At 66.6% G+C, this 18,263-nt stretch carries 16 protein-coding genes; 6 read left to right on the plus strand and 10 right to left on the minus strand.

The window, feature by feature from the left end:
- Window positions 1–5 precede the first annotated feature (5 nt).
- The 6 genes from TVNIR_RS01050 to rpmE all read right to left on the minus strand — a co-directional run bounded on the left by TVNIR_RS01050 (window position 6) and on the right by rpmE (window position 5,808).
- Complete coding sequence (locus tag TVNIR_RS01050; protein WP_015257089.1) at window positions 6–689, minus strand: DUF1007 family protein; 684 nt, start codon at window positions 687–689, stop codon at window positions 6–8.
- Window positions 686–1,651: a 5'-3' exonuclease gene (locus TVNIR_RS01055; RefSeq protein ID WP_015257090.1), complete on the minus strand. Its 966-nt coding sequence runs from the start codon at window positions 1,649–1,651 to the stop codon at window positions 686–688. The genes TVNIR_RS01050 and TVNIR_RS01055 overlap by 4 nt, the downstream gene beginning before the upstream one ends.
- A complete protein-coding gene (gene mdh, locus TVNIR_RS01060) occupies window positions 1,648–2,571 on the minus strand; it encodes a malate dehydrogenase (RefSeq protein ID WP_015257091.1) in 924 nt (307 codons plus the stop codon). The genes TVNIR_RS01055 and mdh overlap by 4 nt, the downstream gene beginning before the upstream one ends.
- A 211-nt stretch (window positions 2,572–2,782) precedes the next feature.
- Window positions 2,783–4,003: a malic enzyme-like NAD(P)-binding protein gene (locus TVNIR_RS01065; protein WP_015257092.1), complete on the minus strand. Its 1,221-nt coding sequence runs from the start codon at window positions 4,001–4,003 to the stop codon at window positions 2,783–2,785.
- A gap of 465 nt (window positions 4,004–4,468) precedes the next feature.
- Entirely contained in the window at window positions 4,469–5,332 is an 864-nt protein-coding gene (locus TVNIR_RS01070) for a M48 family metallopeptidase (RefSeq protein WP_043739009.1), read from the minus strand.
- Between the two features lie 272 nt (window positions 5,333–5,604).
- Window positions 5,605–5,808: a 50S ribosomal protein L31 gene (gene rpmE / locus TVNIR_RS01075; RefSeq protein ID WP_006746820.1), complete on the minus strand. Its 204-nt coding sequence runs from the start codon at window positions 5,806–5,808 to the stop codon at window positions 5,605–5,607.
- A gap of 413 nt (window positions 5,809–6,221) precedes the next feature.
- Here rpmE and rimO point away from each other — a divergent pair, with 413 nt between their 5' ends.
- The 3 genes from rimO (at window position 6,222) to TVNIR_RS01090 (ending at window position 8,112) form a co-directional block, all read left to right on the plus strand.
- A complete protein-coding gene (gene rimO, locus TVNIR_RS01080; protein WP_211263166.1) occupies window positions 6,222–7,517 on the plus strand; it encodes a 30S ribosomal protein S12 methylthiotransferase RimO in 1,296 nt (431 codons plus the stop codon).
- 104 nt (window positions 7,518–7,621) lie between these two features.
- Window positions 7,622–7,867 (plus strand): hypothetical protein, encoded by a 246-nt coding sequence (locus TVNIR_RS01085; protein ID WP_237251699.1) that lies wholly within the window; start codon window positions 7,622–7,624, stop codon window positions 7,865–7,867.
- A 26-nt stretch (window positions 7,868–7,893) separates the two neighbouring features.
- Window positions 7,894–8,112, plus strand: coding sequence for a hypothetical protein (locus TVNIR_RS01090; RefSeq protein ID WP_015257096.1), 219 nt, complete (start codon window positions 7,894–7,896; stop codon window positions 8,110–8,112).
- A gap of 23 nt (window positions 8,113–8,135) precedes the next feature.
- Here TVNIR_RS01090 and TVNIR_RS01095 read toward each other — a convergent pair whose 3' ends face one another.
- The 3 genes from TVNIR_RS01095 to purH all read right to left on the minus strand — a co-directional run bounded on the left by TVNIR_RS01095 (window position 8,136) and on the right by purH (window position 13,745).
- Complete coding sequence (locus tag TVNIR_RS01095) at window positions 8,136–10,649, minus strand: glycogen/starch/alpha-glucan phosphorylase (protein ID WP_015257097.1); 2,514 nt, start codon at window positions 10,647–10,649, stop codon at window positions 8,136–8,138.
- Window positions 10,650–10,710: 61 nt separating this feature from the next.
- Entirely contained in the window at window positions 10,711–11,997 is a 1,287-nt protein-coding gene (purD, locus tag TVNIR_RS01100) for a phosphoribosylamine--glycine ligase (RefSeq protein WP_015257098.1), read from the minus strand.
- A 182-nt stretch (window positions 11,998–12,179) separates the two neighbouring features.
- Complete coding sequence (purH, locus tag TVNIR_RS01105) at window positions 12,180–13,745, minus strand: bifunctional phosphoribosylaminoimidazolecarboxamide formyltransferase/IMP cyclohydrolase (protein WP_015257099.1); 1,566 nt, start codon at window positions 13,743–13,745, stop codon at window positions 12,180–12,182.
- Window positions 13,746–14,313: 568 nt separating this feature from the next.
- Between purH and TVNIR_RS01110 the strand changes: the two genes are divergently transcribed.
- The 3 genes from TVNIR_RS01110 (at window position 14,314) to metK (ending at window position 17,319) form a co-directional block, all read left to right on the plus strand.
- Entirely contained in the window at window positions 14,314–15,126 is an 813-nt protein-coding gene (locus TVNIR_RS01110; protein ID WP_015257100.1) for a glycine/sarcosine N-methyltransferase, read from the plus strand.
- The gene (locus tag TVNIR_RS01115) at window positions 15,123–15,962 is read left to right on the plus strand and encodes a methyltransferase domain-containing protein (RefSeq protein WP_015257101.1); all 840 of its coding nucleotides are present in this window, start codon (window positions 15,123–15,125) and stop codon (window positions 15,960–15,962) included. Before TVNIR_RS01110 ends, TVNIR_RS01115 begins: the two co-directional genes overlap by 4 nt.
- Window positions 15,963–16,137: 175 nt before the next feature.
- Window positions 16,138–17,319: a methionine adenosyltransferase gene (gene metK / locus TVNIR_RS01120; protein ID WP_015257102.1), complete on the plus strand. Its 1,182-nt coding sequence runs from the start codon at window positions 16,138–16,140 to the stop codon at window positions 17,317–17,319.
- A gap of 128 nt (window positions 17,320–17,447) precedes the next feature.
- Here metK and TVNIR_RS01125 read toward each other — a convergent pair whose 3' ends face one another.
- Window positions 17,448–18,158 (minus strand): arginyltransferase, encoded by a 711-nt coding sequence (locus TVNIR_RS01125; RefSeq protein WP_015257103.1) that lies wholly within the window; start codon window positions 18,156–18,158, stop codon window positions 17,448–17,450.
- Window positions 18,159–18,263 lie beyond the last annotated feature (105 nt).

Genomic DNA, 18,263 nt, shown 5'->3' on the forward strand with positions numbered 1-18,263 from the left:
GTAGCTTAGTCGCAGCGGACCGTGACATGTTCGGCGAAGTGGCGGCCCAGGTCGGGCTCGCCGGTCTGGCCGTAGTCCAGCGCCAGCGCCCTTGCGACCACCACCGGATCGGGCCGCGGCTTCTGCACCTCCATGTGGCAGGACCCAGTGCTCAGTTCGAGCCGTGGCGGGGTGTCGGTGTCGTGCAGAACCTCGATGAAATAGGTCGGGTCGTAGATGCGATAGCGCAGTTGCCGGGCGCGGGGGTCGACCGCCTGGTCCAGCGCGAGGCGGAATCGAAACCGTAGCCGTCCGTCCTGCAGGACCAGTTCTGCGCCACCGTCCGGGCGCGCGCGAATGCGGTGGTCCCCGGCGCGTATGTCGGTGTACCAGTCGTACTCGGCGAGGTTGTCGAGGATCTCGGCGCCGAGTCCTGCCAGTTTCGCCTCCGGCGTGTCGCCCTCGAACTGTTCCATCGCGTCATCGTAGAGGTAACGGCTGTACAGAGGATCCATGACCCAGGTCTGTGCCATCGCAACGACCCGGTCCTCCGTGTCGGCTTCCAGTTCGATGTCGAGGTCGATCCAGGCGTGGGGATGCGCCTGCAACGGGGGCAGCAGGCAGGCCCATGCCACGATTCCCAGCAGCAGGGCGCTGAGGCGCGCGCCGGGTTTGCCGCGCCGCTGCCGGTGTTCGCTGGTGGCCGTCATGCCGCTTGCGCTGAGCGCTGGCCGGCGATGGGCCGTCGGGCCATGTCCGCGGCAATCGCCAGTAGGCGGCTGCGGTAGGGGGGGGCGACGCCCAGCGCGTGCAGGCGCCGTTCCGCATCCGGCACCGGCCCATGCGGGTACAGCGCATCCAGCGTCGGCAGGTTGCGTACCGAGGTGACCAGGGCGGTCAGCCGCCGTGCCTGCCGGAGGGCGTCCGATCGGTCGGCCACCTGTCGGGCGATGCCGGCGGCTCCGCGGATCCGGCAATGGGCGACCTCCTGCGGCGCGGCCAGCACCGTGTCCAGGTCACCTAGCCGGCGCAGGATTCGTGCGGCACTGGCCAGACCCACGCCGGTCAGGCCGCGGACGTTGTCGCTGCGGTCTCCGGCCAGCGCCAGCAGGTCGGCCACCTGTTCCGGCCGGACCCGCAGTCTGCGTTCGAGATCACCGCGTCCGAGGGCGGTCCCGCGTTCGGGGTCCCGAAGCCGGTCGGTGGGGCCGAGGATGACCTGGGCGAGATCCTTGTCGGCGCTCAGCACGTCGACCGGCAGTCGGTGCGCGCGGGCATTCGCGGCCATGGTCGCGATCAGGTCATCGGCCTCGAATTCGGCATCCGCCAACTGGACCAGGCCAAGGGTATCCAGCATCTCCCGGATGCGGCCGAACTGGGCCCGCAGCGCGTCCGGTGCAGGCGGTCGGTTGGCCTTGTATTCGGGGTCGATGCGATGCCGGAAGCCGATGCGCAGTCCGGTGTCGAACGCGAACGCAATCGGGCCCGCTGGACACAGAGGCAACCACTGGCACAGCGAGTGCGCGAATCCGTGCACCGCTCCCCCGGGGCGCCCGAATATGTCGGGTTGTTCACCGCGGGCGAACCAGGCGCGGAACACGAAGATACTGCTGTCGACCAGCGTCGCGACCTGCTTGCCCGCAGCCGCGCACGGTGTTGGGGAGCGGTTCATTTCAGACGATCGATGTCGGCTTTGACGCCCGCGAGCGAGGTCATGAAAGCCTCGTGTTCTGCGGCATTCAGGTCCAGTTCGACGATCCGCTCCATGCCGCCGGCACCCAGTACGCAGGGGACACCCATCGCGACGTCACTCGCACGGTACTCGCCGTTCAGCAGCGCGACCGTGGGCAGCACGCGCCGGCGGTCGAGCACGATCGCCTCGACCATGGCCTTGATCGCCGCTGCGGGCGCGTCGTACGCGCTGGAGGTCTGTTTCAGCGCCAGGATCTCGGCACCTCCGTGGCGGGTGCGCTCGACGATCCGGTCGATCGCGTCCTGGTCCATGAAGTGATGCAGCGGAATGCCGTTGATGCCCGAGTACCGCAGCATTGGCACCATCGCATCCCCGTGACCGCCGAGCACCAGCGTGTGGATATCCCGGGTGGAGAGCCCCGTTTCGAGCGCGACGAACGCGGCCATGCGGGACGCGTCCAGTACGCCCGCCTGTCCGAAAACCCGCGAACGGTCCCAGCCCGTCTTTTCCCAGGCGCGGTAGGTCAGCACGTCGACCGGGTTGGACACGACCAGGATCCGGCTGTCGGGCGCCTCGCGCGTCACGTCGGTGATGATGCTGTCGAGGATTTCGACGTTCTTGTCCAGCACGTCGGAGCGCGACATCCCGGGCTTGCGCGGCAGCCCGGCGGTGATGATCACCAGTTCGGCACCGGCGATCACCCCGGGATCGGTGTCGCCGATGAGCCGGGCATCGAAACCGAGCAGGGGGGCTGTCTCCTGGATGTCCAGTGCGGCGCCGGCCGCAGCACCCTCCCGTACGTCGAGCAGCGCGATCTCGCGTGCCAGGTCGGATTCGGCCAGGAATTGGGCCGTGGACTCCCCGACGCGGCCGGCCCCGATGATGGCGATCTTCAACATGTCTGCGTCCTCCGCGTTGCATTTCGTGGGGTTGGACCGGGTGCCCGGTCCGGTGTTTCCGTTCGCCCGAGAGACATCAAGGGCGCGGTCATCGATCGGCTCCGTAGCGCTGTGGATACCCGCCCATCGCCGGCCTTCCGGGGCGGGTTACGACCGGCGCGGTCGCCGGATACCCGGTACGGCGGTATTCTGGGAACTGCATCGTGGCGTCTCAGACCCGGGCCACCCCACTGTCTCGGGCAGCCTGCGCCACCGCCGCGGGGATGGTATCGATCAGTCGCGGGTCAAACGGCGTCGGCAGGATGTACTCGGGCCCGAACTCCAGTTGCTGCGTGCCATAGGCGTCGAGCACGTCCTGCGGCACCGGTTCGCGCGCTAGCCCCGCCAGCGCGTGCACTGCCGCGACGTGCATCTCGTCGGTGATGTGCCGGGCACGGACGTCGAGCGCGCCACGAAAGATGAAGGGGAACCCGAGCACGTTGTTGACCTGGTTCGGAAAGTCGGAACGCCCGGTGGCCATCACCAGATCGTGGCGAGTGGCATGGGCCAGTTCCGGCATGATCTCGGGGTCGGGATTGGATAGGGCGAACACGATCGGGCGCGGGGCCATCGACCGCAACATTTCCTGAGTCAGGATGTCCGGTCCCGAGAGGCCGATGAACACGTCGGCACCGGCGCAGGCGTCCTCGAGGGTGCGCAGCTCGGTCTCCTGCGCGAACAGCTGCTTGAATTCGTTCAGGTCGGTGCGCTGGTCGTGGATCACGCCCTTGCGGTCGACCATGAAGATCTGTGTACGGTGTGCGCCGAGCCGTAGCAGCAGGCGCATCGACGCAATCCCTGCCGCGCCGGCGCCGACGCAGACGATGCGTGCGTCCTCCAGTTTCTTGCCCTGGATCTCGAGCGCGTTCAGTAGGCCCGCCGCGGTGATGATAGCGGTCCCGTGCTGGTCGTCGTGGAACACCGGGATGTCCAGCCGTTCGGATAGCCGCTTCTCGATTTCGAAGCAGTGCGGTGCGGCGATGTCCTCCAGGTTGATGCCGCCAAAACCGCTGGCGATGCGGGCCACGGTATTGATGAATTCTTCTGGGTGCGGGGCATTGACCTCGATGTCGTAGACGTCGATGTTTGCGAAGCGCTTGAACAGCACCGCCTTGCCTTCCATCACCGGTTTGGAGGCCAGCGGCCCGACGTTGCCCAGACCCAGCACGGCCGTACCGTCGGTGATCACCGCAACCAGGTTACTCTTGCCGGTGTAGCGGTACGCAGCGTCTGGATCCTCCACGATCGCGCGCACCGGCGCGGCCACCCCCGGCGAGTAGGCCAATGACAGATCGTCCTGGGTCGCCGTCGGCTTGGTGACATGGATCGCGAGCTTCCCTGCGGGTGCGCGCTCGTGGTACTCCAGTGCGCGCTGCTTGAAGTTTTTCGACATGGTAACGGGGTCCGTGACGGGGAATGGTCCAGTGTAATCCCTGGCCGGGCTCCGGTGCATGGGGCCGGCCGCAGCGGCACCGCACCCGGGGCCAACGGTCAAGGCGCGCGGTCACCGCCGCGGACCGGGAAAGAAGCGTATGCGCCCGGTTATCGGTCAAGCGACGTCGGGTGGGTCAAGTGCGCCGGGCCCACCAGGGGCGGCCCCGGCGCGGCCGCTGACGCCGGATTCTTTCACGTCAACTCTCATGTCCAGCGGCGACCCTGCAAGGTGAAAAGGCGAGCCACGGAAAGCACGGACTGACACGGAAAAGGGGTTTGATCCGCTTCGCCTTCCGTGTGCCGCCGTGGCCGTATTTTCACGCTAACTGTCATGCCCTCGGCCGCGAGACACCCCGATTCATGAAAATGTCATTAATAATCAGCGTCATGCGATCCAGGGGCCGGTGTATTTTCACGCTATCCGTCAGCGCACCGGATGAGTTGGCAGCGGACCGCGGCGAGCCTGCTGGTACAGCGGCTGCATCTGGCTGGCGAGTGCGGCGAGGTCGCGTTGCCGCGACTGCGGCGCCGGATGGGTGCTCAGGAACACCGGGTGCCGGGAACCGGCCTGGTCGGCCATTTTCGCCCAGAGGCTCGCGGCGGCCTCGGGGCGATAGCCTGCCCGCGCCGCCAGCTCGATCCCGATGCGATCCGCTTCGGCTTCCATCTGGCGGCTGTTCGGGAGCTGGATCGCGACCATCGCGGCCAGCGCCGCGCCTGTCAGGGCAACATCGGACCGGGTGCCGGTCGCGGCGTAGGTCGCCAGTGCCAGGTTGCTGGCCAGGGCCACCGACATCTTCTCGGCCGAATGCGAGGACAGCGCGTGGGCGATCTCGTGACCGATGATCTGCGCCAGTTCGTCATCGGTCAGGTCGAGTTGGTCGATGATGCCCGTGTAGATCGCCATCTGGCCCCCCGCCATCGCAAAGGCGTTGATGGTGTCGGGCGCGTCGATCACCGCGATCTGCCAGTCCCAGTCGGCGGTCTCCGGGCGGTAGCGCACCGCCTGCGCGACCACGCGTTCGCTGATCGCGAGTACGCGCCGCTTGGTGCGCGGGTCACTGTCGATGCGGCCCTCTTCGCGTGCGGGTGCAAGCATTTCCGCGTAGGCCTGCCGCGAGGCGCTGATCGCGGCGCTCTCCGAAACCAGCATCAGCTGCGATCGGCCGGTGACCGGGTTGCTGGCGCAGGCGTTCAGCAGCATGGCGACTGCGGCCAGAGTCACCAGTGCCAGGCCGAAAGACAGGAGGCGGCGCGAACGGGTATGCACGGTAGGGGAGGGTTTCATGGTCTGGAACCTCGTGCCGAAAAGACGGGCTGCCCGCACCGAGGGCGGCGATACGGTTCCCATCTTAGCGCTAGCGGGATGAACGGCACCTTAAAAGACGGTCGAATGCACCGCAGGCCCGGGATCCGGTGGCTTCGGTCCGGACACCGATCCGGCCCCTGCGCGTGTCGGCGACCATCCGTCCCACAGAGCGAAACGGCACCCGTCGAGGGGTGCCGTTCGGGCCGGGTTCGCTGCGGCGGCTCCCCCGCGATGGCAGGGGGCGGTTGCCGTCAGAAGCCGTAGCGGCGGCGGAACTTGTCCACCTGCCCGGCCGTGTCGAGCATCTTCTGCTTCCCCGTGTAGAACGGGTGGCACTGCGAGCACACGTCGACGTGGATCTCGTCTCCGGCGTAGGTGGAGCGCGTCTCGAAGGTGTTCCCGCAGCTGCAGGTGACCTTCACGTCCTGATACTTGGGATGGATGTTCGCTTTCATGATCTGGCTCGGGTCGGGTTCCGGCGAAAAGTGAAATAGAATACAGGCTGCGCGGGCCAGCTGGCAACATCTGGCTCCGCCGGGCGAGAATGGGAGCCGTGGTCTGCGTCGTGCCTCAGTGCTTTGCCGCGCGCTGGCCGTAAGTGTCTGACCCATCGGGCCGGCAGTAGTTTTCCCCAGCTCCTGTGGATAACTCTGTGGATCGGTTGTCATCAGAGTCCGGAGGCTGTTGTGATACAAGGGTTTCCAGATGCAGGGCAGAAATTAACCGGATGTCATAAGTGAATGAAAAATAGAGATAAAAGATTTGCGCGCCCGGACTCCCGCGGGTGCCCCTCCGCGCCGCTGGCGCTACGGGCGGCAGGTGGACGACTGTGAATAAGTTTGACCGCCTGTCAACCCCCCAGCCGCAGATCGGTTTCGTGAGCCTCGGGTGCCCGAAGGCGCTGGTGGATTCGGAACAGATTCTGTCCCGACTGCGTGCGGAGGGCTACGGGATCGTTCCCGATTACGACGGTGCCGACCTGGTGATCGTGAATACCTGCGGTTTCATCGACAGCGCAATCGCCGAATCGCTGGACGCGATCGGGGAGGCGGTGGCGGAGAACGGCCGAGTGGTGGTCACCGGCTGCCTGGGCAAGGACGCGGAGCGGATCCAGCAGGCCCATCCGGGCGTGCTGGCCGTGACCGGACCCCGCGCCTTTGCGGACGTGATGGCGGCCGTGCACGAACAATTGCCGCCGCCACACGATCCGTTCGCGAGTCTGGTCCCGCCGCAGGGCATCCGTCTGACGCCACGTCACTATGCGTACCTGAAGATCTCCGAGGGCTGCAACCACCGGTGCAGTTTCTGCATCATCCCGAGTCTGCGGGGAGATCTGGTTAGCCGCCCGATGGGCGACGTGCTGGGCGAGGCGGAGCGGCTCGCTGCTGCCGGAGTCCGGGAACTGCTGGTGATCTCCCAGGATACGTCGGCCTACGGTGTCGATCTCCGCTATCGAACCGGATTCTTCAACGGGCGGCCGATGCGGTCCGACATCGAGCAGTTGGCCGCTGCGTTGGGAGAACTCGGGATCTGGGTGCGACTGCATTACGTCTACCCCTACCCGCATGTCGACCGGCTGATTCCGCTGATCGCCGACGGGCATTTGTTGCCCTACCTCGACATGCCGCTGCAGCACGGCCATCCGCGGGTGCTGAAGGCGATGCGTCGCCCGGCCGCGACCGAGCGGGTGCTGGAGCGAATCCGGGGATGGCGAGAACGGGTGCCGGACCTTGCGCTGCGTTCGACCTTCATCGTCGGATTCCCCGGTGAGACCGATGCCGAGTTCGAGGCGTTGCTCGAGTTCCTGGAAGACGCTCAACTCGACCGGGTCGGGGCCTTCACCTATTCCGCGGTCGACGGGGCCGCGGCGAATGCACTGGCCGCCCCGATCCCCGAGGCCGAGAAGGAAGCGCGCCTGGAGGCGTTCATGCAGGTGCAGGCCGGCATCAGTGCCGCGCGGCTGCAGCGCAGGATCGGCACGCGCCAGACGGTGTTGGTCGATGGCAGCGACGAGGACGGGACGCTGATCGCGCGCTCGCCGGCCGAGGCCCCGGAGATCGACGGTGTCGTCTACGTGGAGGGCGCGAGTGCGGCACTGGGCGACTTCCTGGAGGTCGAGATCGTCGACGCGTCGGAACACGATCTGTTTGCGCGCGTGGCTTGATCGTGCCCGGCAGGCTGCAGTGTGTGTCGGCCGGCGGGGTTGTGAACCCTGCGTCCGGCGCAGGTTCGCGCCGCGAGTGGCGTGCTTCGTCTAGGATCGGGGAGATGGAAACGGAGGTTGTGATGAAGATCGAGAAAATCGACCCGGATCACTTCCGGCTCAGCATCGGCGTGAACGAAGGCAAGAAGCTGGCCTCGGCCATCAACGGGCGCGCCAGCGCGATGCGCAACGCCGCTCTGGCGTTGTCGTCGGCGCTCGGCGAGGCGCATGCGCTGGCGAACAACGAGTTCCGGCAGCCACCGCACGCCTTCGACGAGAAGGCGCCGAGGCAGCCGTCGATCGAGAACTGAACCCCGCGTCAGCCCGGAGAAGCCCGATGAATCTGGAAGGAATCACCGATCGCCAGGCGAAGGTGCGGATGGATGCCTTCGAGGCCGCCGATCTGCTGACCAGCCTGAAGCGGCACGAGGCGCAGCTCGGCGACCTCGCGCAGGAGCTGATCGCCGCACTGGAGGCGCACGGTGTGGCCCCGATCGACGACGATCCCCGGCCACGTCACGAGTACGCGCCGCCGCGCGACCTGCGCCGCGTCTGACCCGGTCCTGCCGGGCGGAACGGCTACGGTCCGCAGTCGTTCGTGTCCGCCTCGGGGCAGGGCGGCAGTACCGGTTCGGGCACCACGTTCCAGATGTTCTGGGCGTATTCGCGCACGGTGCGGTCGATCGAGAAATGGCTCATCCGCGCGACGTTCAACAGCGCGGCCTCGGACCAGGCCTCTGCGTCCTGGTACATCCGGTCGGCCTGCGCGCAGGCGTCGCTGTAGGCTGCGTAGTCGGCGAGCACGAAGAACGGATCCTCTTCGAGCAGGTAACGCGCGATCTCGGCGTGCAGGTGGCGCCCGCCGTTGGAGAAGAAGCCGTCGCGCAGTGCCTCGACCATGCTGCGAAGGCGCGGGTGTGAATCCAGATGGGCGCCGGGCGGGATGCCCTGCGCCCGGTGGGCGCTGATTTCGTCCGCGGTCATCCCGAAGATGAAGATGTTCTCGGTCCCGACCGCGTCGCGGATCTCGATGTTGGCGCCATCGAGCGTTCCGATCGTCAGTGCGCCGTTCAGGGCCAGCTTCATGTTGCCGGTACCCGAGGCTTCGAAGCCCGCGGTCGAGATCTGTTCCGAGAGGTCGGCCGCCGGGATGATGATCGTTGCCGAACTCACCTCGTAGTTCGGGAAGAACACGCATTTCAGCCGGTCACCCATCGCCGGGTCGTGGTTCACGATGTCCGCGACCTCGTTGATCACCGCGATGATGTCCTTCGCGCGCTGGTAGCCGGGAGCGGCCTTGCCGGCGAACAGCACCACGCGCGGCAATACGTCCTCGCCGTCGCGAATCCGCTGGTACAGCTCGATCACGTGCAGCAGCTTCAGCAGCTGCCGCTTGTATTCGTGGATGCGCTTGATCTGGACGTCGTACATCACGTCGGAGCGGATGGTGATGCCGGTGCGCTTGTGCACCAGCGCCGCGAGCCGTTCCTTGTTCCGGCGCTTGACCGCGCGGAACGCCTCGCGGGTGGCATCGTCCGAGGCGTAGGGTTCGAATTGCTTGAGTCGGTCGAGATCGAACTTCCAGTCGCTGCTGATCCGTGATTCGATCAGTTCGGTCAGACCCGGGTTCGCCTGGATCATCCACAGCCTCGGCGTGACACCGTTGGTGACGTTCACGAACCGTTCCGGCCAGACGCGGTTGAAATCGGCGAACAGCGTCTGCTTCAGCAGGCTGGTGTGCAGAGCCGCGACCCCGTTCACCCGGTGCGAGCCGATCACCGCGAGATGCGCCATGCGGACCCGCCGCCCGTGGTCCTCGTCGATGATCGAGAGCCGCCGGAAGAACTCGTGTTCGCCCGGGAAGCGGTGCCGAACCTCCTCGATGAACTCGTGGTTGATGCGGTAGATGATGCCCATGTGTCGGGGCAACACGCGCTCCATCAGCGCCACGGGCCAGGTCTCCAATGCCTCCGGCATCAGCGTGTGGTTGGTGTAGGAGAACAGGTTACGGGTGATCGTCCACGCCTGGTCCCACGGAATCCGGTGCTCGTCCAGCAGCAGGCGCATGCACTCGGCGACCGCGATCGCCGGGTGGGTGTCGTTCAGCTGGATCGCCGCCTTGTCGGCGAGTTCGTCGATCGGGTATTCGAGTTGCAGGTGGCGGTCTATGATGTCCTGCAGCGACGCGGACACGAAGAAGTATTCCTGTTTCAGCCGCAGTTCCTTGCCGATCGCAGTGGCGTCGTTCGGGTACAGGACCATCGAGATGGTCTCGGACTCGTTCTTGTCCGCGACTGCCCGGATGTAGTCTCCTTCGTTGAAATACCGCAGATCGAAGTCGCGGGTCGCCTTGGCCGCCCACAGCCGCAGGTTATTCACGTTCCGGCGCTCGTAGCCGGCGGTCGGGTAATCGTAGGCCATCGCCAGGACTTCCTCGCCGTTCTCCCAGTTGCAGGACGTTTCGCCGTCGGGTTGGTGGTGTTCGACCACGTAGCCGTAGAAGCGTACCGGGAAAGTCTTTTCGGGCCGCGGGAACTCCCAGGGGTTGCCGAAGCGCAGCCAGTTGTCCGGGTGCTCGACCTGCCGAAAATGCTCGATATGCTGCTGGAACATTCCGTATTCGTAGCGGATGCCGTAGCCGTAGCCGGGATAGCCCTGGGTGGCCATGGACTCGAGGATGCACGCCGCGAGCCGCCCGAGACCGCCGTTGCCGAGCGCCGCGTCTTCCTCCAGCCGTGCGATCTCGCGAAAGTCGACGCCGAGATCCTGCAGCGCCTGCTGGGTGACCTCGAGAATGCCCATGTTGCGCAGGTTGGCCTCCAGCATCCGGCCGATCAGGTATTCCATCGACAGGTAGTAGACCCGCTTCACGTCTTCGTCGGCGAACTGGCGTCGGGTGACCACGCGCCGCTCGATGATCCGTTCCCGGATCGCGAACGATACTGCGTGCAGCCAGTCGCGCGGGGTGGCCAGGTCCGGGTCCTTGCCCACCACCCGCACCAGCGCGTCGCGGATTGACTGACGCAGGCCGGGAGCGTCGCAGGTCAGCGGCGAGAGCCGGTGCCGTGGATTAGGCGGTGTCGTTTCGGTCATCGCGTTGGAGCTCCAGGAGTCGCGGTGGCAGGCCTCCCGCCTGCCGCCCGGCAACGGGTCGTCAGGGGGTTCGTTCGAGCGCGCGGTGGCCAATATCGGTCCGGTAGTATATACCTTTGAACCGGATGTTTTGCGAGGCCCGGTACGCGTGGTCCCTCGCGCTGCGGAAGTCGTCGCCCAGACCGACCACGCACAGCACCCGCCCACCGTCGGTGAGCACGCGGCCGTCGTCGCGGAGCCGGGTGCCCGCATGGAACACCTTCGCGGTGTCTCGGTCGATCGTATCGAGGCCGGTGATCTCGTCGCCCTTGCGGTACTCGCACGGATAGCCGCCCGCCGCCAGCACCACGCCGAGGGCGACCCGCGGATCCCAGTCGATCGTGCACCGATTCAGGTGCCCGTCGATCGCGGCTTCGACCAGGTCGGCGAGGTCGCTCGTCAGGCGCATCAGGATCGGCTGGGTCTCGGGATCGCCGAAGCGGCAGTTGAACTCGAGCACCTTTGGGTGGCCCTGCGGGTCGATCATCACCCCCGCGTACAGGAAACCGGTGTAGCGCTCGCCTTCGGCGGCCATTCCTCGCAGCGTCGGTTCGACGATCGCGTCCACGATCCGCCGGTGAAGCTCCGGCGTGACCACCGGCGCCGGCGAATACGCGCCCATGCCGCCGGTATTCGGGCCGAGGTCGCCATCGTCCCGTGCCTTGTGGTCCTGCGAACTCGCCAGCGGCAGGATGTGGTCGCCGTCGATCATGCAGATGAAGCTCGCCTCCTCGCCGGTCAGGAACTCCTCGATCACGACCCGGTGCCCCGCGGCGCCGAAGGCGTTGCCGGCCAGCATGTCGCGCGCCGCGGCGAGTGCCTCGTCCACGGTCTGCGCCAGGATCACGCCCTTGCCCGCGGCCAGCCCGTCGGCCTTGACCACGATCGGCGCGCCGTGCGCGTGGATGAAGGCCTCGGCCTGCGCGACATTGGTGAAACTGCCGTACGCGGCTGTGGGGATGCCGTGGCGCTGCATGAAATCCTTCGCGAAGGCCTTCGATCCCTCGAGTTGCGCGGCCTTCGCGCTGGGCCCGAAAATGCGCAGCCGCCGCGCACGGAACGTATCGACGATACCGTCGACCAGCGGCGCCTCGGGCCCGACCACGGTGAACGCCACCCCCTCGCGCTGCGCGAGCGCAGCCAGCGCATCGATGTCCGTAGCCGCAATGGCCACGTTCTCGCATTTCGGCTCGGCGGCCGTGCCGGCGTTGCCCGGTGCGACCAGCACACGGTTCACGCGCGGGGATTGAGCCAGCTTCCAGGCCAGCGCGTGTTCGCGGCCGCCGCCGCCCACCACCAGAACGTTCATGTCATCCCTCCCCCTGTAACCGTGATTCCGGGGCCGGCTGCACCAGCATTCAGCACGCGTGCCCGGCGGCCGAAGCGTCAGCCGCCACTGGGGGCGTGTCGAAGCGACCGGTCTGTCCGCCGCCGACCCCACGGATCGCGGCCAGCGACCTTTTCCGCACGATGCGTGCAGGCATTGTCTGTTCAGTGGCGGAAGTGGCGCATGCCGGTGAAGAGCATCGCGATCCCGTGCTCGTTCGCGGCCGCGATCACCTCCTCGTCGCGCATCGAGCCCCCGGGCTGGATCACCGCGGTGATGCCGGCTTCGGCGGCGGCGTCGATGCCGTCGCGGAACGGGAAGAACGCGTCCGATGCCATCACGCTGCCCGGCACACGCAGGCCCTCGTCTGCGGCCTTGATGCCTGCGATCTTTGCGGAATAGACGCGGCTCATCTGCCCGGCGCCGACCCCGATGGTCTGCTCATCACGCACGTAGACGATCGCGTTCGATTTCACGAACTTGGCCACCTGCCAGGCGAAGCGCAGGTCGCGTGTCTCCTGCTCGGCGGGAGCGCGCTCGGTCACGCAGCGCAGCTGCGCCTGGCCGAGGCTGCCGGTGTCCGTGTCCTGAACCAGCAGGCCGCCGCCGACGCGCTTGAAGTCGAGCCCGGGAGGGACTTCGGCGGGGGGTATCTCCAGCACCCGGACATTGCCCTTCGCGGCGGTTGCGTGCAGCGCGGCGGGGGCGAGCTCGGGGGCGATGATCACCTCGACGAACTGCCGGCTGACGATCGCCTGTGCGGTGTCGGCGTCCAGCGGGCGGTTGAACGCGATGATGCCGCCGAATGCCGACGTTGGGTCGGTCTGGAACGCGCGCTCGTAGGCCATCAGCGGGTTCTGTGCGAGGGCGACGCCGCAGGGATTCGCGTGCTTCACGATCACACAGGCCGGTGCCTCGAACTGGCGCACGCACTCCCAGGCAGCGTCGGCATCGGCGAGATTGTTGTAGCTCAACGCCTTGCCCTGCAGCTGCCGGTAGCTCGCGAGTTGCCCGGCGGCCGGCTGGATTTCGCGGTAGAACGCCGCGCTCTGATGCGGGTTCTCGCCGTAGCGAAGATCCTGGGTCTTCACGAAATTCAGGTTCAGCTGCCCCGGGAACCGCCCGGGTTCGCGCGCTTCGTCCAGCGCCGACAGGTAGTTGCTGATCGCTGCATCGTAGCGTGCGACGTGGTCGAAGGCTGCAACCGCCAGCTGGAAGCGGAGCGTCGCCGGAACCGCTTGCTCGTGTCGCAGGGCCTCGACGATCGCCGGGTACTGCCCCGGCTCGGTCGCGATGGTCACGTCACCGTAGTTCTTGGCCGCCGCGCGGAGCATCGCCGGGCCGCCGATATCGATGTTCTCGATGGCCTCGTCGATCGTGCATCCGGCCCGACTGACGGTGGCCTCGAATGGATACAGGTTGACCACCAGTAGATCGATCGGCTCGATCCCCTGTTCCTTCATGACCGTATCGTCCTGGCCCCGGCGCCCGAGCAGACCGCCGTGGATCATCGGATGCAGGGTTTTCACCCGGCCGTCCATGATCTCGGGGAAACCGGTATGCCGCGACACTTCGGTGACCGGCAGGTCATGTGCTGCCAGCAGCTTCGCGGTGCCCCCGGTCGACAGCAGTTGGACGCCCCGGGCGTGCAGCTCGCGGGCCAATTCGACCAGCCCGGTCTTGTCGGACACCGAGAGCAGGGCGCGGCGGATCGGTCGGGAATCGGACATGCAGTGGGCCTCGTTGCAGCAAAGCTTTAAATTATAACGGACTTGGATGGCCGGGTGTCCCGCGGTCCCGTGCCGGCGGATGCCGCGCGGGCGGCAGGATGATGCGACGTTCGTGACCCGCCGAAAGAACAGGTGTTTTCCCACCGCAAGTCCGGAAACACCGTTGCAAACAAATGTGCCGCCCCACTACCGTGTACGGGCAGGCCTTGAAATCGTGGCCCAGAACGTTCAGGGTAATAAAGCGCGCTTCGCTGGAGCCGGTTCACGACACCGGTCGCGAGGCGCCCCCCGGTGCCGGTGGAGCGGTGGATCTGGACTCTACCGTCGACGCCCGATGCCCCCGAGGCCTCATCCACGCGGTCTCCAGAGCCGTGCCCGAACGGGGCGCGGTCAGCCGGTCCGGGAACCCTGCTCAGCGGGAGACGATACTGCCAGGTCCGATCCGGGCGATCGGGTTCGCCTTGTGCAACCGGTGGCAACGGTTGCGGGCGGACTCTGGGCTCCATTGCCTTTTCGTCTTCCCGTCCGTATTTCGGCGCCCAGCGCCCATCAGCCAGCGAGGAACGCCATGTCTGCCACGATGCAACAGGATTTCGGTGACCAGCCGATCGAACGCCGGGAAACCGACAACTATCGCTCGGAGTACGTGAAGTCCTTCGTCGACAAATGGGACGATCTCATCGATTGGGACAGCCGCGCCCGCAGCGAGGGGGATTTCTTCATCCAGGTACTCAAGGATCGCGGTGCGCGCCGGGTGCTGGATGTCGCGGCCGGGACCGGGTTTCACTCGGTGCAGCTGATCGAGGCCGGGTTCGATGTCGTCAGCGCCGATGGCAGCCCGGAGATGCTGGCCAAGGCGTTCGAGAATGCCCGCCGCCGCGGACACATCATGCGCACCACCCAGGCCGACTGGCGCTGGCTGAACCGGGACATCTATGGCCGCTACGACGCGGTGGTCTGCCTCGGCAATTCCTTCACACACCTGTTCAACGAGAACGACCGGCGCAAGGCGCTGGCCGAGTTCTATTCGGCGCTGAACCATGACGGGGTGCTGATCCTGGACCAGCGCAACTACGACGCAATCCTGGATCATGGTTATTCCAGCAGCCATACCTACTACTACTGCGGCGACAACGTGTCGGTGGCACCGGAACACGTCGACGAGGGGCTGGCGCGGTTCGAGTACCGGTTCCCCGACAAGTCGACGTATCACCTGAACATGTTCCCGCTGCGCAAGGCCTACGTGCGCCGCCTGATGCGCGAGGTCGGCTTTCAGAATATCGACACCTATGGCGACTTCAAGGAGACGTATCGGGAGCACGAGCCCGACTTCTTCATCCACGTTGCCGACAAGCATTACGAGGAGGCAATCACCCGATGAGTGATTATTCCAGTTCCGTGGCCACGGCCCGCGACTACTACAACAGCCCCGACGCCGATACCTTCTACCATCGTGTGTGGGGCGGCGAGGACATCCACATCGGTCTCTACGAGCACGACCGCGAGCCCATCATCGACGCCAGCCGGCGCACCGTCGCACACATGGCCGACCTGCTGGGCGAGCCACCCGCCGAATGGCGGGTGCTGGACCTGGGCGCCGGTTACGGCGGTTCCGCGCGCTACCTGGTCGAGAACCATGGCTGCCGCGTGACCGCGCTGAATCTGAGCGAGGTCGAGAACGAACGCAATCGCGCGATCAATAAGGCGCGTGGCCTGGACGACCGGATCACGGTGGTCGACGGCAGCTTCGAAAACGTGCCCGAGGACGACGAACAGTTCGACGTGGTCTGGTCGCAGGATGCGTTCCTGCACAGCGGCGATCGCGAGCGCGTGATGCAGGAAGCGGCGCGGGTGCTGAAGCCGGGCGGGGTGCTGATCTTCACCGACCCGATGCAGCACGACGCCTGTCCCGAGGGCGTGCTCGACCCGATCCTGCAGCGCATCCATCTGGACAGCCTCGGTTCCCCCGGATTCTACGAACAGACCGCATCGGCGCTGGGGCTCGACCTGGTCGGTTTCGAGGATCACTCGCACCAGCTGCCGCGGCACTACTCGCGGGTGCGGGAGGAACTGGAGGCGCGCGAGGCGGATCTGTCCGAGCATATCTCGCCCGATTACATCGCCCGCATGAAGAAGGGCCTCGGCCACTGGGTGGAGGGCGGCAAGGCCGGTCACCTGGCCTGGGGCATCTTCCGTTTCCGCAAGCCCGGGGCCTGAATCCGGGGCGATCACCGGCCTCGGCGATCGCGTCCCGTCCCGGTGACCGGGGACGGCGATTCGCTGCCGGGCCGGACCGGTTGCGGGACGGGTATTGCGCGTTGACGTTGCGCCCCGCCAGCCACCCGGTATCCCGACATTCGATCAACAGAACACCCAAGGAGTCTTCACGATTATGAACAAGCGCTATCTCTTTACTTCCGAATCTGTGTCCGAGGGCCATCCGGACAAGATGTGCGACCAGGTCTCCGACGCGATCCTGGATGCCTACCTGGCCCAGGATCCGAAAGCCCGCGTCGCCGCCGAAACCTTCACGCAGACCGGCCTGGTCCTGGTCGGCGGCGAGGTGAAATCGAGCGCGAAGGTCGAGATCGAGGACATCGTGCGCGAGGTGGTGAAGGATATCGGCTACGACAGCTCCGACAAGGGTTTCGACTATGCGACCTGTTCGGTCGCGGTCACGCTGGGCAAGCAGTCGGCCGACATCAACCAGGGCGTCGACCGTCAGCGGCCTGAGGAGCAGGGCGCGGGTGACCAGGGCCTGATGTTCGGGTACGCCTGCAGCGAAACCGACGTGCTGATGCCGGCCCCGATCCACTTTGCCCACCGCCTCGTCCGGCGCCAGGCCGAGGTGCGCAAGAACGGTACGCTGCCGTGGCTGCGCCCCGATGCGAAGAGCCAGATCAGCTTCCGCTACGAGAACGGCCGGGCCGTCGCTGCCGACGCGGTGGTGCTGTCGACCCAGCATGCGCCTGAGATCGAGCAGAACACGCTGGTCGAGGCGGTGATGGAGGAGATCATCAAGCCGGTGCTTGGCGAGCAGTGGCTGCATGGCGACACCCGTTTCCACATCAACCCGACCGGTCGATTCGTCACCGGCGGTCCGCTCGGCGACTGTGGCCTGACCGGGCGCAAGATCATCGTCGATACCTACGGCGGGATGGCACGTCACGGCGGCGGTGCGTTCTCGGGCAAGGATCCGTCCAAGGTGGACCGTTCGGCGGCGTATGCGTGCCGCTACGTGGCCAAGAACATCGTCGCGGCCGGGCTCGCCGAGCGCTGCGAGGTGCAGGTCTCCTATGCGATCGGCGTGGCCGAGCCGACCTCGATCGCGGTCGACACCTTCGGGACCGGCAAGATCGAGGAAAGCAAGCTCACCGCGCTGGTGCGCAAGCACTTCGATCTGCGCCCGTACGGGATCCTGAAAATGCTGGACCTGGAACGCCCGATCTACCGCCCCACCGCGTCCTATGGCCACTTCGGTCGCGAGGACGTCGACCTGTCCTGGGAGCGGACCGACAAGGCGCAGGCGCTGGCGGACGATGCCGGAGTATCCCCGCGCAAGGCCTCGGCCTGACGCTGACTGCAGCGCCATAGGGCCCTGCCCGGGGTTCTTCCCGCGCGAGTGCGCTGGGTAGCAGGGGGGCGTTCGCCCCTCTCCTGCTCGCTGGAACGGGGCTGGATCGGCATTGCCCGAGCGGTGCGCTACTGCGTGCCGATCCGCCGCCAGGCCCCGTTCGCCCGGCCTTCGACCGGCCGGAAGCGCGTCTTGTAGTCCATCTTTTCCGAGCCGGGAATCCAGTAGCCGAGGTAGAGATGGGGTAGGCCCATGCGCCGGGCCTCGTCGATCTGGCGCAGGATCGCGTAGGTGCCCAGGCTGCGTTCCGGCCGGTTCGGGTCGAAGAAGCTGTACATCGCCGACAGGCCGCGCGGGGTAACGTCGGTTACCGCGACCGCGAGCAATTCCGACCCGAGCCGGTGTTCGAACAGCAAGACGCCGCAGGCGCGCTCGCTGAGCATTCCGGCGTAGTCGTCGCGCGTGGTGCTTTCCATGCCTCCGCCAGGATGGCGGGCGTCCAGGTAGCGCCGGAACAGGGTCATGTGCTCGTCGAGGTCCGGGCGTCGCACGTGGCGCACGTCCAGATCCGCATTCCGGTGCAGGCAGCGCCGCTGTGCCCGGCCAGGCCGGAACTTGGTTACCGGGATCCGCACCGGGATGCAGGCGCGGCAGGACGGGCACTGGTGGCGGTACACGAACTGGCCGCTGCGACGGAACCCTTCGCCCAGCAGGCGGCCATAATGGTCGCTGCGCAGGCGGGCCGCCGGATCGACGAGCACCGTCTGCATCTCGCGGCCCTGAAGGTAGGGACACGGCTGGGGCGCGGTGATGTACCACTGGATCGGATGCGTTTGCATCCGTCTATCGTGACATTTCGCGGCGCCGGTGCAAGGGGTGGCCGCGGCAAGGACCATGCCGTTCAGGGGCCCCTGACCCGACGGGTGACTGCTGGCCACGCCGTG

The organism is Thioalkalivibrio nitratireducens DSM 14787, from assembly GCF_000321415.2.
Classification (GTDB): Bacteria; Pseudomonadota; Gammaproteobacteria; order Ectothiorhodospirales; family Ectothiorhodospiraceae; genus Thioalkalivibrio; species Thioalkalivibrio nitratireducens.